General features: G+C 63.4%; 15 protein-coding genes and 1 tRNA gene. 2 read left to right on the plus strand and 14 right to left on the minus strand.

The window, feature by feature from the left end; translation table 11 throughout:
* The 3 genes from AC0L3N_RS26820 to AC0L3N_RS26830 form a co-directional block, all read right to left on the minus strand.
* Window positions 1-975: a branched-chain amino acid ABC transporter permease gene (locus tag AC0L3N_RS26820; RefSeq protein WP_123147305.1), complete on the minus strand. Its 975-nt coding sequence runs from the start codon at window positions 973-975 to the stop codon at window positions 1-3.
* 5 nt (window positions 976-980) lie between these two features.
* Complete coding sequence (locus tag AC0L3N_RS26825; RefSeq protein ID WP_123145977.1) at window positions 981-1,847, minus strand: branched-chain amino acid ABC transporter permease; 867 nt, start codon at window positions 1,845-1,847, stop codon at window positions 981-983.
* A gap of 76 nt (window positions 1,848-1,923) precedes the next feature.
* Window positions 1,924-3,126, minus strand: a complete 1,203-nt coding sequence (locus AC0L3N_RS26830; protein ID WP_473550493.1) for an ABC transporter substrate-binding protein — start codon at window positions 3,124-3,126, stop codon at window positions 1,924-1,926.
* Between the two features lie 188 nt (window positions 3,127-3,314).
* On the opposite strand from AC0L3N_RS26830, the gene AC0L3N_RS26835 reads away from it, so the two are divergent.
* Entirely contained in the window at window positions 3,315-3,515 is a 201-nt protein-coding gene (locus tag AC0L3N_RS26835) for a DUF4143 domain-containing protein (RefSeq protein WP_244602686.1), read from the plus strand.
* Window positions 3,516-4,033: 518 nt separating this feature from the next.
* On the opposite strand, the gene AC0L3N_RS26840 is transcribed toward AC0L3N_RS26835, so the two are convergent.
* The 10 genes from AC0L3N_RS26840 to AC0L3N_RS26885 form a co-directional block, all read right to left on the minus strand.
* Window positions 4,034-5,152, minus strand: coding sequence for a site-specific integrase (locus tag AC0L3N_RS26840; protein WP_473550495.1), 1,119 nt, complete (start codon window positions 5,150-5,152; stop codon window positions 4,034-4,036).
* Between the two features lie 96 nt (window positions 5,153-5,248).
* Window positions 5,249-5,333, minus strand: a tRNA-Leu gene (locus tag AC0L3N_RS26845).
* 132 nt (window positions 5,334-5,465) lie between these two features.
* On the minus strand, window positions 5,466-6,089 hold the full coding sequence (locus AC0L3N_RS26850; protein ID WP_473550497.1) for a 2,3-bisphosphoglycerate-dependent phosphoglycerate mutase: 624 nt from the start codon (window positions 6,087-6,089) through the stop codon (window positions 5,466-5,468).
* A gap of 32 nt (window positions 6,090-6,121) precedes the next feature.
* On the minus strand, window positions 6,122-6,964 hold the full coding sequence (gene dapB, locus AC0L3N_RS26855) for a 4-hydroxy-tetrahydrodipicolinate reductase (RefSeq protein WP_123145981.1): 843 nt from the start codon (window positions 6,962-6,964) through the stop codon (window positions 6,122-6,124).
* Complete coding sequence (locus AC0L3N_RS26860; protein ID WP_473550499.1) at window positions 6,961-8,814, minus strand: ABC transporter ATP-binding protein; 1,854 nt, start codon at window positions 8,812-8,814, stop codon at window positions 6,961-6,963. Before AC0L3N_RS26860 ends, dapB begins: the two co-directional genes overlap by 4 nt.
* A 127-nt stretch (window positions 8,815-8,941) precedes the next feature.
* Entirely contained in the window at window positions 8,942-9,961 is a 1,020-nt protein-coding gene (locus AC0L3N_RS26865) for a glucokinase (protein WP_123145983.1), read from the minus strand.
* 384 nt (window positions 9,962-10,345) lie between these two features.
* Entirely contained in the window at window positions 10,346-11,440 is a 1,095-nt protein-coding gene (gene mepA / locus AC0L3N_RS26870; RefSeq protein WP_473550500.1) for a penicillin-insensitive murein endopeptidase, read from the minus strand.
* Between the two features lie 136 nt (window positions 11,441-11,576).
* Entirely contained in the window at window positions 11,577-12,482 is a 906-nt protein-coding gene (locus tag AC0L3N_RS26875; RefSeq protein WP_473550502.1) for an SDR family oxidoreductase, read from the minus strand.
* Entirely contained in the window at window positions 12,479-13,639 is a 1,161-nt protein-coding gene (gene queG / locus AC0L3N_RS26880) for a tRNA epoxyqueuosine(34) reductase QueG (protein WP_473550504.1), read from the minus strand. The genes AC0L3N_RS26875 and queG overlap by 4 nt, the downstream gene beginning before the upstream one ends.
* Window positions 13,620-14,312, minus strand: a complete 693-nt coding sequence (locus AC0L3N_RS26885) for a glutathione S-transferase family protein (protein WP_123145987.1) — start codon at window positions 14,310-14,312, stop codon at window positions 13,620-13,622. The genes queG and AC0L3N_RS26885 overlap by 20 nt, the downstream gene beginning before the upstream one ends.
* A 197-nt stretch (window positions 14,313-14,509) precedes the next feature.
* On the opposite strand from AC0L3N_RS26885, the gene AC0L3N_RS26890 reads away from it, so the two are divergent.
* Window positions 14,510-15,316 carry an undecaprenyl-diphosphate phosphatase gene (locus AC0L3N_RS26890; protein ID WP_123145988.1) on the plus strand — a complete coding sequence of 269 codons (807 nt, stop codon included), beginning with the start codon at window positions 14,510-14,512 and terminating at the stop codon, window positions 15,314-15,316.
* A gap of 210 nt (window positions 15,317-15,526) precedes the next feature.
* Here the strand turns inward: AC0L3N_RS26890 and AC0L3N_RS26895 are convergent, their stop codons facing one another.
* Window positions 15,527-16,585, minus strand: a complete 1,059-nt coding sequence (locus AC0L3N_RS26895; RefSeq protein ID WP_473550505.1) for a class I SAM-dependent methyltransferase — start codon at window positions 16,583-16,585, stop codon at window positions 15,527-15,529.
* Window positions 16,586-16,722 lie beyond the last annotated feature (137 nt).

Raw genomic sequence — 16,722 nt, forward strand, 5'->3', positions numbered from 1 at the left:
CTAGCCCTGCTTCTTGCCGAACAGCCTGAGGCTGAGCAGGCCGTTGGGAAGGAACAGCATCAGCGCGATCAGCACCGAAGAGAAGATCAGCAACTGGAACTCGCCGGTCTCGAACAGGAAATCCCAGCCGAAATAGAGCACGAAGGTGCCGATCATCGGCCCGAAGACGTGGCCGAGCCCGCCGAGGAAGCAGTTCAGCATGAAGTTCACCGAGTCGGTGACGGTAAAGCTCGACGGATAGATCGACTGCGAGATGGCGACGAACATCGCACCGCCGATACCGCCGAGGAATGAGGAGATGGCGTAGGCGATAACGCGCAGATAGGCGATGTTGACGCCGATCGAGGAGGCCAGTTCCTCGTTCTGCTGCAACGACTGGCAGAGTTTGCCGATGCGCGAATGGACTAGGCGGTAGAGCGCCGCAAAGCACAGCACCATCATCACAACCGACACCAGATAGAAGGCGGGACGCGGATTGGCGAGCGTCGCGAAATCGGGAAGGATGGTCAGCCCGAAGATCGAGATGCCGCCGGGGAGCGGAATGCTGACCATGCCCTTGGCGCCGTTGGTGATCGGCAGTGCCAGCGCGAGCAGCCGCGCCACTTCGGTCAAAACCAGCGTGACCATGGCGAAATAGACGCCGCGAAGCCTGAGGATGGGCAGTCCGATCAGCACGCTTGCAGCGGCGCAGAATAGCCCAGCCAGCGGCAGTGTCAGCCAGAACGACACACCGTACTGGACGACAAGAATGGCCGAAACATAGCCGCCCATAAGCGCGAAGGCGCCCTGGCCGATATTGATGCGGCCGATGTAGAAAGTCACCCACACCCCGGCGCTGGCGATGCTGAGCAGCGCGACCGAGGTCAGCGTGTAGTAGAGGTCGAGCCGACCGGTCGCCTCGATCAGCCAGGGCACGCCGATGAGTACGACCAGCAGGAAGACAGCGACGGCGAGGATGTTGCGTGTACGCTTCATGTCCATCACCCCCACGGCTTGCCCATGAGCCCGTTCGGGCGGATGCTCAGGAACACCATCAGCGCGGCGAAGATGACGAGATAGGTGACGTCGCCATATTGGCGTAGCACCGTCAGGCCGACCGATTCCATCATGCCGAGGATGAAGCCGCCGGCGATCGCTCCGCTGACCACGCCGGCCCCGCCGATCATCACCATCAAGAACGCCTTGATCGAGATCGGCCCGCCGATGCCCGAATTGACGCCGGTGATGGCGACCAGCAGCCCGCCGACTATGCCGGCAAGCATGGCGCCAAGCGCAAAGCCGATCATCGAATAGCGGTCGACCTCGACGCCCATAAGCTGCGCCGCGACCCGGTCCTGCGCCAGCGCCCGCATGGCGCGTCCCGGCTTGCTGTACTGCATGAAAAGCACGAAGGATGCGATGAACAGTATGGCGAGAGCGCCGACCAGCAGCCGGTCGTAAGGCATTATGAGGCTGTCGGAGACGAAGACGCCGTTGACGATCTTCGGCACGCCGCGCTGCTTTTCACCGAACAGGAGGAGGATTACGGCGTCGAGGAAGAATGCGACCGCCGCCGCGAGAAGCATCGTACTTTCCTCCCGCACGCTTCGCTTGATCACCGTTCTGAAAAGGAATTTCTCGACCAGCGCTCCAATGACCAGCAGCGTGATCCCGGACGCGACGAGCGCGACGACGAAAGGCATGCCGAGCTGGCCATAGACGGTGTAGGTGACGAAGCCGCCGAGAACGTACATCTGCCCATGGGCAAAGTTCAGCACGTTCATCAGCGCGAAGATCAGGGTCAGACCGAGCGCGATCAAGGCGTATTGCGCGCCAAGATAGAGCCCGTTGGCGATGACTTGTTCCATCAGGATGGTTCCGGCCGTTCAGAGGCTGAAGACGAATGCTCGAGCCTCCGCGGCAATCCGCTTCGGTGCAGTTGCGTCAATCGACTTCAGCGACGAAGAGCGTCTCGAACTTGCCGTCGCGGTATTCCGTGACCACCATCGGGACCGAAAGCTGGCGCTTCTGGCCGAACGACGTCATTCCGACATAGGTCAGCTTGGCATCGTCCTTCAGGTAGGGATTGGGTGCCGAGAAAGTGTCGATTGTCTTCTTGAACTCCTCGACATTGTCGATCGCGGCCGGGTTCGCCTTCAGCGTCTCGACGATGTATTCGAGCGCGTAGACCTTGGTGTTGGACTCGTCATTGTATTCGCCGAACATTTTCGTATAGCGGTCGACGAACTCCTTCATCGTGTCGGACGCGATTTCGGGCGTCGATGCGCCGCCGACTGAGATGAAGCCGTTGGCCAACTCGCCCGCGCCCTCTTCCAGCACCTTGGCATCCTGCGCCGTTTCGGTGGAGATCAGACCTTCGTAGCCGAGCTCGCGCGCGGCGCGGATCAGCAGCGGCGCATTGCCGGGCGCGACACCCGAAAGCACCAGCAGGTCCGGTTTTTGCAAAACGATCGGCGTCAGTACCGGCGTGAAATCGCGGGTATCGTTTTGGTAGACATCCGTGGCAGCCACAACCTCGAGCCCGAGCGCCTTTGCCGCGGCAACACCGCCATCCCGCTGGCTCAGCGGATCGGATTCGTTGGCGGCGACAAAGGCAACTTTCTTAACGCCCCTGTTTTCCATGAGATATTTGTAGATCGCCGGAGCCGACTGGTAGTTGGCGATCATGCCGAGCACGGCGTTGGACGCCGGCGGGGTGTAGAGTTCCTTCGGGAATGCGTAGGGAAAATAGATGATGCCCTTGGATTCTGCCACGGGACGCACCGCCGCCGCGCCGTCGTCGACATTCGGACCGACGACATAGTGGATGCCCTCCTGGGCCATCTTCTCCATGCCGGCGATCGCCCGCTTCGGGTCCTTCTGGTCGTCGAAGGTGACGATTTTGATGTCATAGGTCTCGTCACCAATCTTCACACCGCCGGTTTCGTTGATCCAAGCGGCGCGTGTCTGCATCGAGCGGACGTTGGATGTGCCCCACGCAGCGGCCGCGCCACTCGTCACGCCGACAAAGCCGATCTTGAGTTCCTTGTTGGCGGCGTGCACCGTGATTGTGCCGCCGGCCATGATTGCCAGCGCGGAGACGGCGCCGAGCGCGGCGAATGTGATTATTGAACGTCTGTTGATCATTGTTCTTCCCCTTGGAGGCCGCGCATTGTTGCGACAGAACTCGACCGATACGCGGACTTTTGCGAGTGAAGGCTCAAATCAATCACCTGTCAACAAAACTTTTAAAGATTGTTGACAATCTTGTGACCGGCCGTAGATGAAGGACGTAGGACCGATCGCGGTTCGGTGCTTTGCTCGAGAGCTTCGTGGTGTCGGAATTCCTGAAGCTCGCATCGTGGTCAGAGCGACGGGTGTCTTTCTCACACTACCGGACCAAGGATCAGGACGAGGTCGGCGTCGTGATCGAGGATCGACGCGGTCGGGTCGTCGGTATCGAGAGCAAAATCCGGGACGCTCGCGATCGACGCGGTCCTTTTCAGCATTACGGAAACAGACGGCGACGTCGATAATGGCGGCTAAGCCGCCCAGGCGTTCCTGCTTCGGCACGATCGCCCGCATGCGACCGGGTAACGGCGCGCCAGCATGGTTCGGTACTTTATAGCCCCTTTAGGACGGCTAGGCACGCCTTCAGGCGGTTTGGTGTTTCTCGCCGTGATCTCATGGCTATCGGTGCAGGAGACCAGGAGTTGGTGAGGTCGCGCCGGTCTGAGACCTCGGTCCTCCCGATCTGAACGTCCACTATTGTCCTTTCGGACACCGGAAAGCTGCCGGTCCGCTATCGTGAAGAGTTTCGGGCGCCGGCAGGCGTACGAAAGTCCCCGAGGAAGGAACCCGCGGGCCACAGGCGGTGGGCTCGCGACCGCGAGCAGTTCGCGGGCGAGCGCGAGCCCTCACCGCGCGCGCCCATCCCGCGCAGCGGGTTCGTTTGTCGGCCCCCAAATGCGACGTCTGAGAGTAGTGGTTCGGCGATAACCGCTCTTGGCGCAATCAGGAGGTTGCGAGCTTGCTCCAGCGCGGACGTGTAGCTCTAAGCGTCTAAGGACACGCCGCGGCGCGGCGGCAGTTCGATCTTCTCGAGCGCTGATGCCATCAGGGCCAAGCCGATATGCCTGTAGACACCCGAGGAACTGCTGTCGGTGTGGCCCTGAATGGCGTCGGCCACGCTGTCAGAAATGCCAACCCTTGACGCTTCGGTCTTGAACCAGTGCCTGAGCGCATGATTCGGCGCCTTGCGTCGATCGGAAAACCCGTTCGCTCGAATCCATGTAGCCAGCCGGTTGGCAACGCCTTTCGAGGCATGCTTTCGCTTTGGATCGCCTGACGAGCGGCCATAGAAGAGTGGGCCTTGGCCTTTCGTTCGCACGAACTCCAGGAAGCCTGCTGCAAGCAGGGCCGGATGAATGGGCACTGTCCTTTCGCTTTCCGCATTCTTGATGCTACCCGCATCGATTGCCGGCGTGATCTTTACGACATGATATCCGTCTTCCTCAAACACATGGCTGACGTGCAGCTGCGCCACTTCGCCAATCCGTGAACCCGTGGCCGCAGCCAACCAGGGAAGCCACTTCTTCCAAGGTTCCGGAGCGGCGCTCGCCAAATCCAGCAGACGAGCCACCTCCTCGCCGCTGTAGCCGAGCATCTTCATGCCCGCCTTCGTCTTGCGCGCGACCTTGATGCCCTGGGAGGGATCGGACGCCGCGAGCCTGTTCGCCACGGCAAACCTGAACAGCGCACGGGCGCAGCCGAGATAGCCATCGCGAGATGGTTGCCGCCGCGTCGGCTTTGACGAGCTTGTCTTTCCAGCCAACGATATCCTCGGCGGTGATGCGAGTAATGTCGTCCGCCTGTCCCCGACGAATGATTTCAGGTCGCGCATGATGCCGCGCCAGTTGGACAGTGTGCTGGCACTCGGATCGGTTTCCGCCTCCCAGCGCTCAAAAAGTTCGTCGAGCGAGATCGGCATGGCGGTTGGTGCCGTCGGCTGGGAACTGCCCAAGCTAGGCGCGTCAGGGTTCTCGGCCTGCCGAAAATTGCCCGCACGAAGATCGCCCAGCGAAGGATCAGGCTGCCCTTGGCTATTGCCCGCCCAAATTCGACAGTAAAAAATGCCGCTGCGCGTCATCATCCGTTCAGGCAGTTTCGCCATCCGATTCGGGCCCCGACTATAACAGTCACTGTTACAACTGGGCCGAACTGGAAAAGCGAATCAGAACCTGAATGAAATCAGGTACTTACAAGATGATGGTGCCCAGAAGAGGACTCGAACCTCCACTCCTTGCGGAACACGGACCTGAACCGTGCGCGTCTACCAATTCCGCCATCTGGGCTGGTGCGGGCTCTTTAGGCGGGCAAAGGGTGAGTGTCAACGCGCTTTTTTGCTCAATCAAGAAACACGCCCGCGCGCCGGCTAGTGTAGTTTTGAATCTGCGCATGATCCTTTCCGAACCTGCGGTTCGGGGTCATGCGCCCTCCAGCACTTCCTTCGACGCGACAGTCGAATCGGGGTTGAGCTTGTAGATGACCGGCACGCCGGTGCCGAGCTCCAGTCTGACGATCTCCTCACCCGACTTGCCGTCCAGCGCCATGATCAGCGCGCGCAGCGAATTGCCGTGCGCCGCCACCAGCACGGTGCCGCCGCGCAGCACATGCGGCTGCAGGTCGTGCAGATAATAGGGCCAGACGCGCGCGCCGGTGTCCTTCAGGCTTTCGCCGCCGGGCGGCGGCACGTCGTAGGAGCGGCGCCAGACATGCACCTGCTCCTCGCCCCATTTCTGGCGCGCGTCGTCCTTGTTGAGGCCGGAGAGGTCGCCATAGTCGCGCTCGTTCAGCGCCTGGTCGCGGATCGTCTCGAGATCGCTCTGGCCGACGGCGTCGAGAATATGCTGGCAGGTCTTCTGCGCCCTGATCAGCGACGACGTGAAGGCGATATCGAACTTCATGCCGCGCGCCTTCAGCTTGGCGCCCGCCTCCTTGGCCTCGGCGTGGCCCAATTCGGTCAGGTCGACATCGCGCCATCCGGTGAAAAGGTTCTTCAGGTTCCATTCGCTCTGGCCATGGCGCACGAGCACGAGAGTTCCCGACATTTTTGCTCCTTCAGTTTGTGGATCAGATCGTCTCAGGCGAGTCCGAGCACGTCCCGCATCGAATACAGTCCCGGCTTCCTGCCGCGTGCCCACAGTGCGGCCTTGACCGCGCCGCGGGCGAAGATCGCCCGGTCCTCGGCATGATGGGCGAGCGTGATGCGCTCGCCGGTGCCGGCCAGCACCACGGAATGGTCGCCGACCACCGAGCCGCCCCGCAGCGTGGCGAAGCCGATCGAGCCCGCCTTTCGCACGCCGGTGTGGCCGTCACGCGACCGCACGCTGTTCCCGTCAAGATCGATGCCACGCCCAGTGGCGGCGGCTTCACCGAGTAGCAGCGCCGTTCCCGAGGGCGCATCGACCTTGTGCCGGTGATGCATTTCGAGGATTTCGATGTCGAAATCGTCGGCATCGAGCGAGCGCGCCGCCTGCTCCACCAGCACCGCCAGCAGATTGACGCCGAGGCTCATATTGCCTGACTTCACGATCGTAGCATGGCGCGCCGCCGCGGCGATCTTGGCATTGTCGTCCGCCGAGCAGCCGGTGGTGCCGATGACGTGGGCGATGCGCGCCTGCGCCGCATAGCCGGCGAATTCGACAGTCGCCGCCGGGCCTGTGAAATCGAGCACGCCGTCGGCCTTGGCGAAGGCCGGCAGCGGGTCGTCGCCGATCGCCACGCCGATAGTGCCGATGCCGGCAAGCTCGCCGGCATCCTTGCCGAGATGTGGCGAGCCGGGCCGCTCGATCGCGCCGACGACGCGTGCCCCCGGTATTGTGTGGATGGCGCGGATCAGCGCCTGGCCCATGCGGCCGGCTGCGCCGACCACCACCAGGCCCATTTCATTGACGGGGGGGTCGTTTGTGGCCGTACCGCTCATAAATTTCTCCCAATCGCTTTTTTCGCGCGCCGCAGCGGAGTTTGGATTGGCTTGCCGTCGTCGACAAGCCCCAGCCCCTTGTTGCCCTGCACCCCGTGGAACCGGGCATATACGCTGTGCGGGTCGGCCATCAGCGAGGCATGCGTGCCTTGTTCGACCAGCCGGCCCTGTTCCAGCACGATGATGTGGTCGGCATTGACCACCGTCGACAGCCGGTGCGCGATGACGATGGTCGTGCGCCCTTTCATAACCTGGGTCAGCGCCTGCTGGACGCGCGCTTCGGCCTCGTTGTCGAGCGCCGAGGTCGCCTCGTCGAGCAGCAGGATCGGCGCCTGCCGCACGATGGCGCGGGCGATCGACAGGCGCTGGCGCTGGCCGCCCGACAGCGTCAGGCCGCCTTCACCGACAGGGGTGTCATAGCCTAGCGGCTGCTGGCGGATGAAGCCATCGGCCTCGGCCTGTTGTGCGGCCAGTTCGATCTCGGCGTCGCTGGCGCTCAGCCGCCCGTAGCGGATATTGTCACGAATGGTGCCTTCGAACAGATGGGGCTGCTGCGAGACATAGGCGATAGAGCGGCGCAGCGACTGCTTGGTCACCTCTAAAATGTCCTGGCCGTCGACCTCGATGCTGCCCGCCTCGACATCGTGGAAACGCTGCAGAAGCGCCACCAGCGTCGACTTGCCGGCGCCCGAGGCGCCGACGATGGCCGTCATCTTGCCGGCGGCGGCGACGAAGCTCAAATCCTGCAGGACCGGAGCGTCGGCGACATAGCCGAACGACACATTGTTGAAACGCACCTCGCCCCTGGTGATCTTCGCTTCGGCCGCTCCGGCCGCGTCGCCTTGCTGCGGCTCGAGGTCGAGCAGTTCGTAGATCATGCGTGCATTGACCAGCGCCCGTTCCATGCCGACCTGCATGCGCGCCAGCCGCCGGGCCGGGTCGTAGGCGAGCAGCAATGCGGTGATGAAGGCAAAGACGGCGCCAGGCGGCTGGCCGCCGACGGCCGCCCGATAGCCTGAATAGGCGATGACGCCGGCGACGGCGAAGCCGGCCAGCATTTCGGAGATCGGCGTCAATCGTTCCGAGACGCGGGCGATGCGGTTTGCCCGTTGCTCGGCACCGTCGACAAGGCCGCTGACGCGGCGCGACAGCTCGTCCTCCAGCGTAAACGCCTTGACGATGGCGATGCCTTGCGTTGCTTCCTGCATGGCGCCGATCAGCCGCGAGTTTATCTGCACGGCTTCGCGCGTGGCGCGCCTTATTCTGCGGGTGAGGTAGACGACGGTGTAGATCAGCGGCGGCCCGATCAGCAGCGACATCAAGGAGAGCATCGGATCCTGCCAGATCATGACGCCGATCAGCGCGATGAGCGATACGGCGTCGCGTGCCACTGATGTCAGCGTCATCGACAGCAGGTCGCGGATACCGTTGACGTTCTCGTTGATCTGGGCGGCCAGCCGTCCCGAGCGCGTGTCGTTGAAGAAACCGATGCCGAGCTTCATCAGGTGAGCGAAGATGCGGCGTTGGTATCGGGCCACCAGATTGTTGCCGATCCTGGCCAGCGTCACCGCCTGGCCGTAGGTGGCCAGCCCGCGCAGCATGAAGGCGCCCAGGATCGATAGACAGATCAGCGCGATGAGATCGCCGCGCTGCTCATAGAAGATCCGGTCGACGACATCCTTCATGATCCAGGCGGTGAAGGCAGTCGTGGCCGCAACCGTCACCAGGCACAGGACCGCCAGAACATAATACCAGCGGTAGTCGCGGCTATTCTCGGCGATGATGCGGCGGATCACCGCCACGATCTCGCCGGGCCGGGCTTTGGCTTGGTGGTTTGGCGACTGGTTCAAGTCGGGATCGTTCCGTGATGTCGGTTCGGCTCCGCGGCCGGGCCAATTCGGCAATCCTCTTAGCGCCCCGGCGGCGGCTTGCCTATGGCAGAGGCCGGCAAAACTTCGCCGCGGCTTCGGTCGTCATCTAGGCCCGCCAGCGCCGCCCCGCGGTCTGGACGCCGAACAGCGACGGGTTTCTGGCATAGGCGGCAAGGCCGGAAAGCGCTGCCAGCGGATGGGTGATCACATAGACGGGCATGGCGCGCATCAGCTCGCTGTGCGGCGCCTTGTCCTCGAAGGCGGCGCGGAAATTGCCCGTCTTCAGCGCCGGCAGGATTTTCTGCGCGATGCCGCCGGTCAGGAAGACGCCGCCGCGGCTCATGAACACCAGCGCGAGGTCGCCGGCGGTGCGCCCGAGGCAGGTGACGAACAGCGACAGTGCTTCCTCGGCCAACGGATCTGACTTCGCCAGCGCCGCGGCGGTGACCTCGGCCGGCGTGGTGAACGGCGCCGGCTTGCCGTCCGCCTTGGCCACCGCCCGGTAGGCATTGACCAGGCCGCGTCCGGACAGGATCTGTTCGCCGGAGATTCTGCCCTCGAGCTTCTCGATATGCGCAAACACCTGGAAATCGCGCGGCGAGCGCGGCCCGATATCCATGTGACCGCCCTCGCCGGGCACCGGTATCCAGTGGTTCAGCGCGTGGACCAGGCCGGCGACGCCAAGCCCGGTCCCGGGACCGAGCACCACGCGCCCGGCATTGGGCTCCGGGGCATCGCCGCCGATCTTTTCCATATGCTCTTCGCCGAGCGCCACGACGGCCAGCGCCTGCGCCTCGAAATCATTGAGCACCACGACGTCGCCGAGGCCGAGGCTGGCAAACATTTTTTTCGGCTTGACGATCCACGGGCAGTTGGTGAGCGGGATCTCGTCGCTGTCGACCGGGCCGGCCACCGCCAGCACGGCGGAGTTGGGCCGCACCGACGAGCGGTCGAGCACCGCCGCTTGGATCGCTGCGTCGATCGTGTTGAAATTGGCGGTCTGGACGATCTGCGGTTCGGTTGGTTCCGAATTCGCGTCGAGCACGATCGAAAAGCGCGCATTGGTGCCGCCAATGTCGCCGATCAGGACCGGAAACTGCAGCACTGTGTCGTCGTCGCCTGGCATGCTCTCGTCCGTCCCGGTTCCCAGTGGCGTTCTGCCGTTCTTTTGTTGACTAGCGCATGACCCGGGAAAGGGAAAGTCGCTTCAGAGTCAGTTCCGGAGCAATCACTTCAGGTCCGAATTTGGCCCTAGCCCAATTCAGCGTTGGCGCTGCCCCTCACCTGCCTGCCGGCATCCTCTCCCCGTATTGTGACGGGGAGAGGGGGCGCTTTCATCGATGGTTCGCTAATCTCCAACGCTGCAAGAACGGCGCCAAGGCACCGGCCAGCCCCTTTCTCCCCGTCACTATACGGGGAGAAATGCCCGGCAGGGCAATGAGGGGCAGCGCCGACCCCAACAAGTTGGTCGTCTTCAACATCAGTGGAAGCCGAGGAGATTATCCTGGCCTCAGTTCCCCGGTCGCGGCCGTGGCAGTGGGATGCCGATCTCGGGCGTCGCCGCGAAGGCGTTGACCGAGGCCGGAAGCGCTGCCCCGCCGCTTGCGGATGCCCGCGCCGGCGCCGGCGCCGTCATGATAACGGGTGCAGCCGCGACCGCCACGCCGTCGCCATAATAGGTGACCGCCTCCGCCGAAGCCGGATCTGGCCCATCGAGCACGGCCTGGCATGCTGCGGGCAGGCTCGCCATGGTCATGACGTCGCGCGCTTTCGGCCTATCCGGGTTCTTGTTGGGACGCCACGGTTCCTCCGTGAACCACCATGCCAGCGATTGGTCGCAGCCGTCGCCGGGCGCCGTGTTTTCCTGCGCTTTGCAATTGGGCGAGCCGGGCTGGCAGCCGATGCGGATGTGGAAGTGATAGTCGTGGCCCCAGAACGGCCTGACCTTGCGCAGCCATGCGCGGTCGCCTTTCACCGTGTCGCAGAGCTTCTTCTTGATGCCGGGATTGACCAGGATGCGCTCGACTTCCGCGTAGCTTGCCGCGCGCTTCAGGAGCCGCATATGCGCCGGCACCCAGAGCGCATCTTTCACCAGGTGGGTTTTTTCATTGACAAGCAAGGTGGCGCTCATGTTTTCGCGCTGCTCGAGCGAAAGCTTGCGGTCGGGCATCGGCGTCAGCCAGATGTCAGCGTCGAGGCCGATCTGGTGCGAGGCATGGCCGCTCAGCATCGGGCCGCCGCGCGGCTGCGAAATGTCGCCGACCAACAGGCCGGGCCAGCCGTCGGCCGCGGCGTCGCGCGACAGTTTCTCGATCAGCGCGATCATTGTCGGATGGCCCCAGCGGCGGTTGCGCGAAGGCCGCATCACCTCCCATTTCGGGCCCTCCAGGGGAATGGCGACGCCGCCGGCAAAGCAGCCCTTGGAATAAAAGCCGATCGATTGCGGCGCAGCCACGGCCGGCAGCTTTTTGGCGCCGAACAGGTTTTTCGCCAGCTCTTCGGCCGCTGCAGGTCGCGCTGCAAGCCCTGCTATGGCGAGAATGGCGAGCGCTGCTAATGCATGTCGCCCAAAAGTGCGCAGCGGTTTTGGGACAACGACATGCATAAACAGAGAGCTAAAGCGCGTTGCGACGCGCTTTAGCAGCAGCGTTCTACCGGGCAATGATCGCTTCAACGTTTTCATGAGGCAGAACCCCTCTGCGATTTAGTCGAATCATATCACGCCCGGCGCGCGGTTTCGATCACGACCGCTTCATCGGGCTGCGCGCCTCGCCGTCGCGCCAGTTGCCCTCAGCCCACATATGGTCGAAGGCCACCCGGTAGTCGGGAAAGCGGAAGCGATAGCCGGCAGCCTTGATCGCCGTGTTGGCGACACGCTTGTTCTCGCCATAGAAGGACCGCGCCATCGGCGAAAGCTGGGCGGTCTCGAACGGAATTTCGGGTGGCGGTGTGACGCCCATCAGCCCCGCGGCATAGGCGACGACGTCCTGCGGCGGCGCCGGCAGGTCGTCGGTGACGTTGAAGATGCCGCCGCGATTGTCCTTGAGCAGATGCCAGAGCGCCCCCGCAATGTCGTCGCAATGGATGCGGTTGAACACCTGGCCCGGCTTGACCAGCCGCCGCGCGGTGCCGTTTTCCAGACTGACCAGAGCATTGCGGCCCGGCCCGTAAATGCCGGAAAGCCGCAGGATCGCCACCGGCCGGCTGATGTCCCGACCCAGTTTCAGCCAGTCCTGCTCGGCGGCGACACGCAGCATCGAGCGCTTCGACAGCGGCCGGCATTCGGCGGTCTCGTTGACCCAGCCGCCGCCGTGGTCGCCATAGACGCCGACGGTGGAGAGATAGGCGATCCATTCGAGCGCCGGCATCTCCGCCGCGATTGTCCCGCGCGCCGCATTCAGCACTGGATCGCCGGCCTCATCCGGCGCCACCGAGACGACGAGATGGGTTGTTTTTTTGAGCGCGTCGCTGATTTCGGGCGTCAGCGCGCCGTCGAAAAGCAGTGGCTGGATTCCGGCCTGCCGCAGCGCCTCGAATTTCTCCGACGCGCGTGTCGTGCCAAGGATCGTGCCGGCATCCCTGTTGGCGCGGGCAAATGCCTTGCCCGAATAGCCGGCGCCGAAAATGAAGATCTGCTTCTGGCTCATGCATGCGCCTCGATTTGATTTGCCAGCGCCAGGCGCCATTCGCGTCGCACGGCCTCGTCGCCTTCTGCTTTCAGTGCAGAGCTCGCACATTTGGCAAATTCGGTCTCTGGCACAAGCCGCGACAGCGCCCATACCGCCGCGCCGCGCACCAGAGGCGAGGCATCGCTGAGCAGCGCGCACACGGCGTTGCCGAGCGAGGGTTCGCCGGAATTGCCGGCGGCGATCAGCACATTGCGGATAAACCGATCGCGACCGATGCGCTTGATCGGCGAACCAGTGAAGAACGACCGGAAAGCAGCGTCATCGAGCGCTAAGAGATCGGCGAGCGGCGGTTCGCGCAAGTCCGCGCGGGCGACGAGCTTTGCCTCGGATGCCGTCTGGGCAAACTTGTTCCACGGGCAGGCGGCGAGGCAGTCGTCGCAGCCATAGATGCGGTTGCCGATTTTTTCCCGGAACTCATGCGGGATCGGGCCCTTGTTCTCGATGGTGAGATAGGAGATGCAGCGTCGCGCATCGAGCCGGTAGGGAGCCGGAAAGGCGTCGGTCGGACAAACGTCGAGACAGGCGCGGCACGAGCCGCAATGGTCGTCCTCGGGCGTATCGGGCGAAAGCTCGGCCGTCGTGAAGATGGTGCCGAGGAACAGCCAGGAGCCATGCTCGCGGCTGACCAGATTGGTGTGCTTGCCTTGCCAGCCGAGGCCGGCGGCTTCTGCCAGCGGCTTTTCCATCACCGGGGCGGTATCGACGAACACTTTTACGTCGCCACCGGCGCGGGCTACGATCTTGCCGGCGATCTCTTTCAGCCGGCCTTTCATCACGTCGTGATAATCACGGTTCTGCGCATAGACGGAGATTGCGCCGCGCTCGCGCTTCACTAGGACCGCGCGCGGGTCGTGGTCGGGGCCATAGTTCATGGCGAGCACAATGATGGAGCGAACTTCGGGCCAAAGTGCCGTGGGCTCGCCGCGGCGCTCGAGCGTCTCGGCGATCCAGCCCATCGAACCGTGAAAGCCGTCGGCGACGAATTCGGCCAGCCTGGCCGGCGCCTGCGGGATGGCATGTGGCGTGGTGACGGCAACGGCATCGAAACCGGCGCGCCGAGCCTCGCGGTCGATCAGCGCGCGCAGGTTTTGCGCTCTAGAAATCGAGGTCCGCATAATGTGACACCGGCGAAAGGCCGCGCACCCGGTCGGACAATAGCGGCCGGAATGATGGCCGTGATTTCACCCGTGCATACCATTCGCGCGCGGCAGCATGTTCACGCCAGTCGATCTCGCCGAGATAGTCGAGCACGGACAGCGCAGCCGCAGCCGCGAGGTCGGCATAGGTGACCTTGTTGCCGGCCAGCCAATGGCGTGTGCCGGCCAGCCAGTTGGTGTATTTCATGTGCTGGCGGATATTGGCGCGCGCTGCACGGATCGCCGCCGAATCAGGCGAACCGCCGCCCGCCGTTTCCGGCATGACCGGCTTCAGCACGCGCTCGCGCACCAGATGCCGCGTCACCTCGCCATCAGCCTTGCTGAGATACCAGTCGGTCAGCCGGCGGATTTCGGCGCGCCCCATCGGGTCCTCGGCGAACAGCCGCTTGTCGCGCTTGAGCACGCCGCGCGTCTCGTCGAGATATTCGGCGATGACCATAGCGCCGACGATCGGCACGTCGCCCTCGGCAAGCAGGATCGGCAGCGTGCCGGCCGGGTTCAGCGCCAGGAACTCCTTGCGCCGCATCCACGGCTTTTCCTCGATCAGCGCCAGCTCCTCGCCATACTCGCCGAAAGCGAGGCGAACGAAGCGGCAGGTGGCGAACATTGGGTGGTGGAAAAGCGTCAGCATGGTCCCGCGATAATAGAGCGCACTGGCAAATCGCCGGCTGCGCCGGTAAGTCTTGGCCGCCCCGATTCAGAGGCTGCCCGGTTCAAAGGGCCGCCCCGATTCAGAGGACCGTCAGGGTGCTGCGACCTATAGGAGGAGTTCCGCGCCATGACAAGCAAGCCGTTCTTCAAAGCCCTCACTCGAACGCCGAGGTTGCCATGGAAAGCCAGACCATCGTCGAAGCGCTGCTGCTCGGGATGATAGAGGGCATGACCGAGTTCATTCCGGTCTCGTCGACTGGCCATATCCTGCTTGCCGGCCATTTTCTCGGCTTCCATTCGACCGGCAAGGCCTTCGAGATCCTGATCCAGCTTGGCGCCATACTGGCTATCCTCAGCGTCTATTTCCATCGTCTGTGGCAGATGCTGGTCGATCTGCCGCGTGATCGGGTGACGCGGCATTTCGTCCTCGGCATCCTCGTCGCCTTCCTGCCGGCCGCCGTCATCGGCGCACTGGGGCATGGCTTCATCAAGACGGTGCTGTTTGAATCGCCGAGGCTGATCTGCGTCATGCTGATCATCGGCGGCGTCGTCCTGCTGTGGGTGGATCGCTTCAAGCCGAAGCCGCTCTACCATGACGTCGAGCGGTTTCCGCTCCGGCTCTATCTGCAGATCGGACTGTTCCAGTGCCTTTCGCTGATCCCCGGCACATCGCGCTCCGGCTCGACGATCGTCGGTGCGCTACTTCTGGGCGTCGACAAACGGGCGGCTGCGGAATTCTCCTTCTTCCTCGCCATGCCGACGATGGTCGGCGCCTTCGCCTTCGACCTGTTCAAGAACCGCAATGTGCTGACCAGCGCTGATCTGCCCATAATCGCTGCCGGTTTCATCGCGGCCTTCGTCGCGGCGCTTATCGTCGTGCGATTCCTACTCAACTACGTCTCGCGCCACGGCTATTCGCTGTTCGGCTGGTGGCGGCTGGTCATCGGCACCGTCGGCCTGGCGGCGCTGTTCGTCTGGGGGTAAGGCGGCACAGTTAGTTTATCGCCATTCGGCCGTCGCTGATTGGGCTCCTTAAGCCACTTCCGCAACAAACTAGCCCCCGAGACGGGTCCGTCACGCCGAGATCGCCACCGACGTCTTCAAGCAGATCACGGAACCTGTCGAGAATGGCGATCATGGAGGGCGATAGCTTTCTCCGATCACTTTGAGCTGCAATTTCTATCGACGGCCGCGCTAGGGGCGGGCCTCCAGCACCATGTTGAACGGCGTCTCCGTGGCGCGACGGAATCGCTTGAAGCCGCCGCCGGTCACCACCTTGCGTAGCCTCGCCTCGCCGGCCTGGGCGCCAAGCCCGAGCCCGACTTCCTGCGACAGGGACGCGGGCGTGCACACGAACGTGGAAGCGGCATAGTAAACGCGTCCGACGGGATTGAGGTTCGCCGCTAGATGATCATGCGCGAACGGCTCGACGATCATCCACGTGCCATCCGGCTTGAGCGACCCGTGGACATGGGTGGCGGCGCCCGCCGGGTCGCCCATGTCGTGAAGGCAATCGAAAAAAGCGACGAGGTCATAGGTGCCGGGATAGGTCTTGGCGGCCGCGACCTCGAAGCGCGTGTTGGCGCCGACACCGGCTTCCTCGGCGGCCTTGCGGGCGCGCTCGATCGAAGGGGCGTGATAATCGAAGCCGACGAAGCGCGAATTGGGGAAAGCACGTGCCATGAGCACGGTCGATGCGCCATGACCGCATCCGACATCCGCGACGTCGACGCCGCGTTCGAGCTTCTCGACTACGCCCTCCAGGGCCGGCAGCCAGGAGTCGATCAGATTGGCATTATAGCCTGGACGGAAGAACCGTTCCGTACCGCGAAACAGACACGCGCTATGATCGTGCCATGCAACGCCCTTACCGGACTGGAATGCCTGCCTCACCTTTTCTTCGTCGAGCCACAGCGCGGATAGGACCTCGAATGCGCCCGCCATGAAGGCCGGGCTATCTTCATCGGCGAACACCAGCTCCTGCTCGGCGTTGAGATAGAACTCGTCGTTGGCTTCATCGTAGTCGACGTAGCCCGCCGCCGCCTGCCCGGAAAGCCACTCCCTTACAAGGCGTTCCTGGGTGCCAGTGCGTGTCGAAAGTTCGGCGGCCGTCATCTTGCCGCCTTCGCGCAATGCCTTGAACAGGCCGAGTCTGTCGCCCAGCAAGACCCCCGCGCCCGTAGCGATCGCACCGAGATCGCCGACCATTTTCCCCAAGAATGCGTCCAACTTTTCCTGACTCGCTTCAGGCATCGGAATCTCTCTTTGGGCTCTCCAACCGCGTTCGGTGACGCCCGATCCTGGTTTCAGATCGGCTCCGGCAGCGGCCAAGCTGGCATAAAGGCTGGTGAAGTTTACTTGAGCGTGAGGGCGGCGGATAATGCCGAATT

This window comes from Mesorhizobium sp. WSM4807, assembly GCF_055811615.1.

What these genes read in the sequence shown, in the direction of transcription:
- AC0L3N_RS26820 (WP_123147305.1), bottom strand. Translation starts at nt 975, where the DNA reads ATGAAGCGTACACGCAACATCCTCGCCGTCGCTGTCTTCCTGCTGGTC.
- AC0L3N_RS26825 (WP_123145977.1), bottom strand. Translation starts at nt 1,847, where the DNA reads ATGGAACAAGTCATCGCCAACGGGCTCTATCTTGGCGCGCAATACGCC.
- AC0L3N_RS26830 (WP_473550493.1), bottom strand. Translation starts at nt 3,126, where the DNA reads ATGATCAACAGACGTTCAATAATCACATTCGCCGCGCTCGGCGCCGTC.
- AC0L3N_RS26840 (WP_473550495.1), bottom strand. Translation starts at nt 5,152, where the DNA reads ATGGCGAAACTGCCTGAACGGATGATGACGCGCAGCGGCATTTTTTAC.
- AC0L3N_RS26850 (WP_473550497.1), bottom strand. Translation starts at nt 6,089, where the DNA reads ATGTCGGGAACTCTCGTGCTCGTGCGCCATGGCCAGAGCGAATGGAAC.
- dapB (WP_123145981.1), bottom strand. Translation starts at nt 6,964, where the DNA reads ATGAGCGGTACGGCCACAAACGACCCCCCCGTCAATGAAATGGGCCTG.
- AC0L3N_RS26865 (WP_123145983.1), bottom strand. Translation starts at nt 9,961, where the DNA reads ATGCCAGGCGACGACGACACAGTGCTGCAGTTTCCGGTCCTGATCGGC.
- mepA (WP_473550500.1), bottom strand. Translation starts at nt 11,440, where the DNA reads ATGCATGTCGTTGTCCCAAAACCGCTGCGCACTTTTGGGCGACATGCA.
- AC0L3N_RS26875 (WP_473550502.1), bottom strand. Translation starts at nt 12,482, where the DNA reads ATGAGCCAGAAGCAGATCTTCATTTTCGGCGCCGGCTATTCGGGCAAG.
- queG (WP_473550504.1), bottom strand. Translation starts at nt 13,639, where the DNA reads ATGCGGACCTCGATTTCTAGAGCGCAAAACCTGCGCGCGCTGATCGAC.
- AC0L3N_RS26885 (WP_123145987.1), bottom strand. Translation starts at nt 14,312, where the DNA reads ATGCTGACGCTTTTCCACCACCCAATGTTCGCCACCTGCCGCTTCGTT.
- AC0L3N_RS26890 (WP_123145988.1), top strand. Translation starts at nt 14,510, where the DNA reads ATGGAAAGCCAGACCATCGTCGAAGCGCTGCTGCTCGGGATGATAGAG.
- AC0L3N_RS26895 (WP_473550505.1), bottom strand. Translation starts at nt 16,585, where the DNA reads ATGCCTGAAGCGAGTCAGGAAAAGTTGGACGCATTCTTGGGGAAAATG.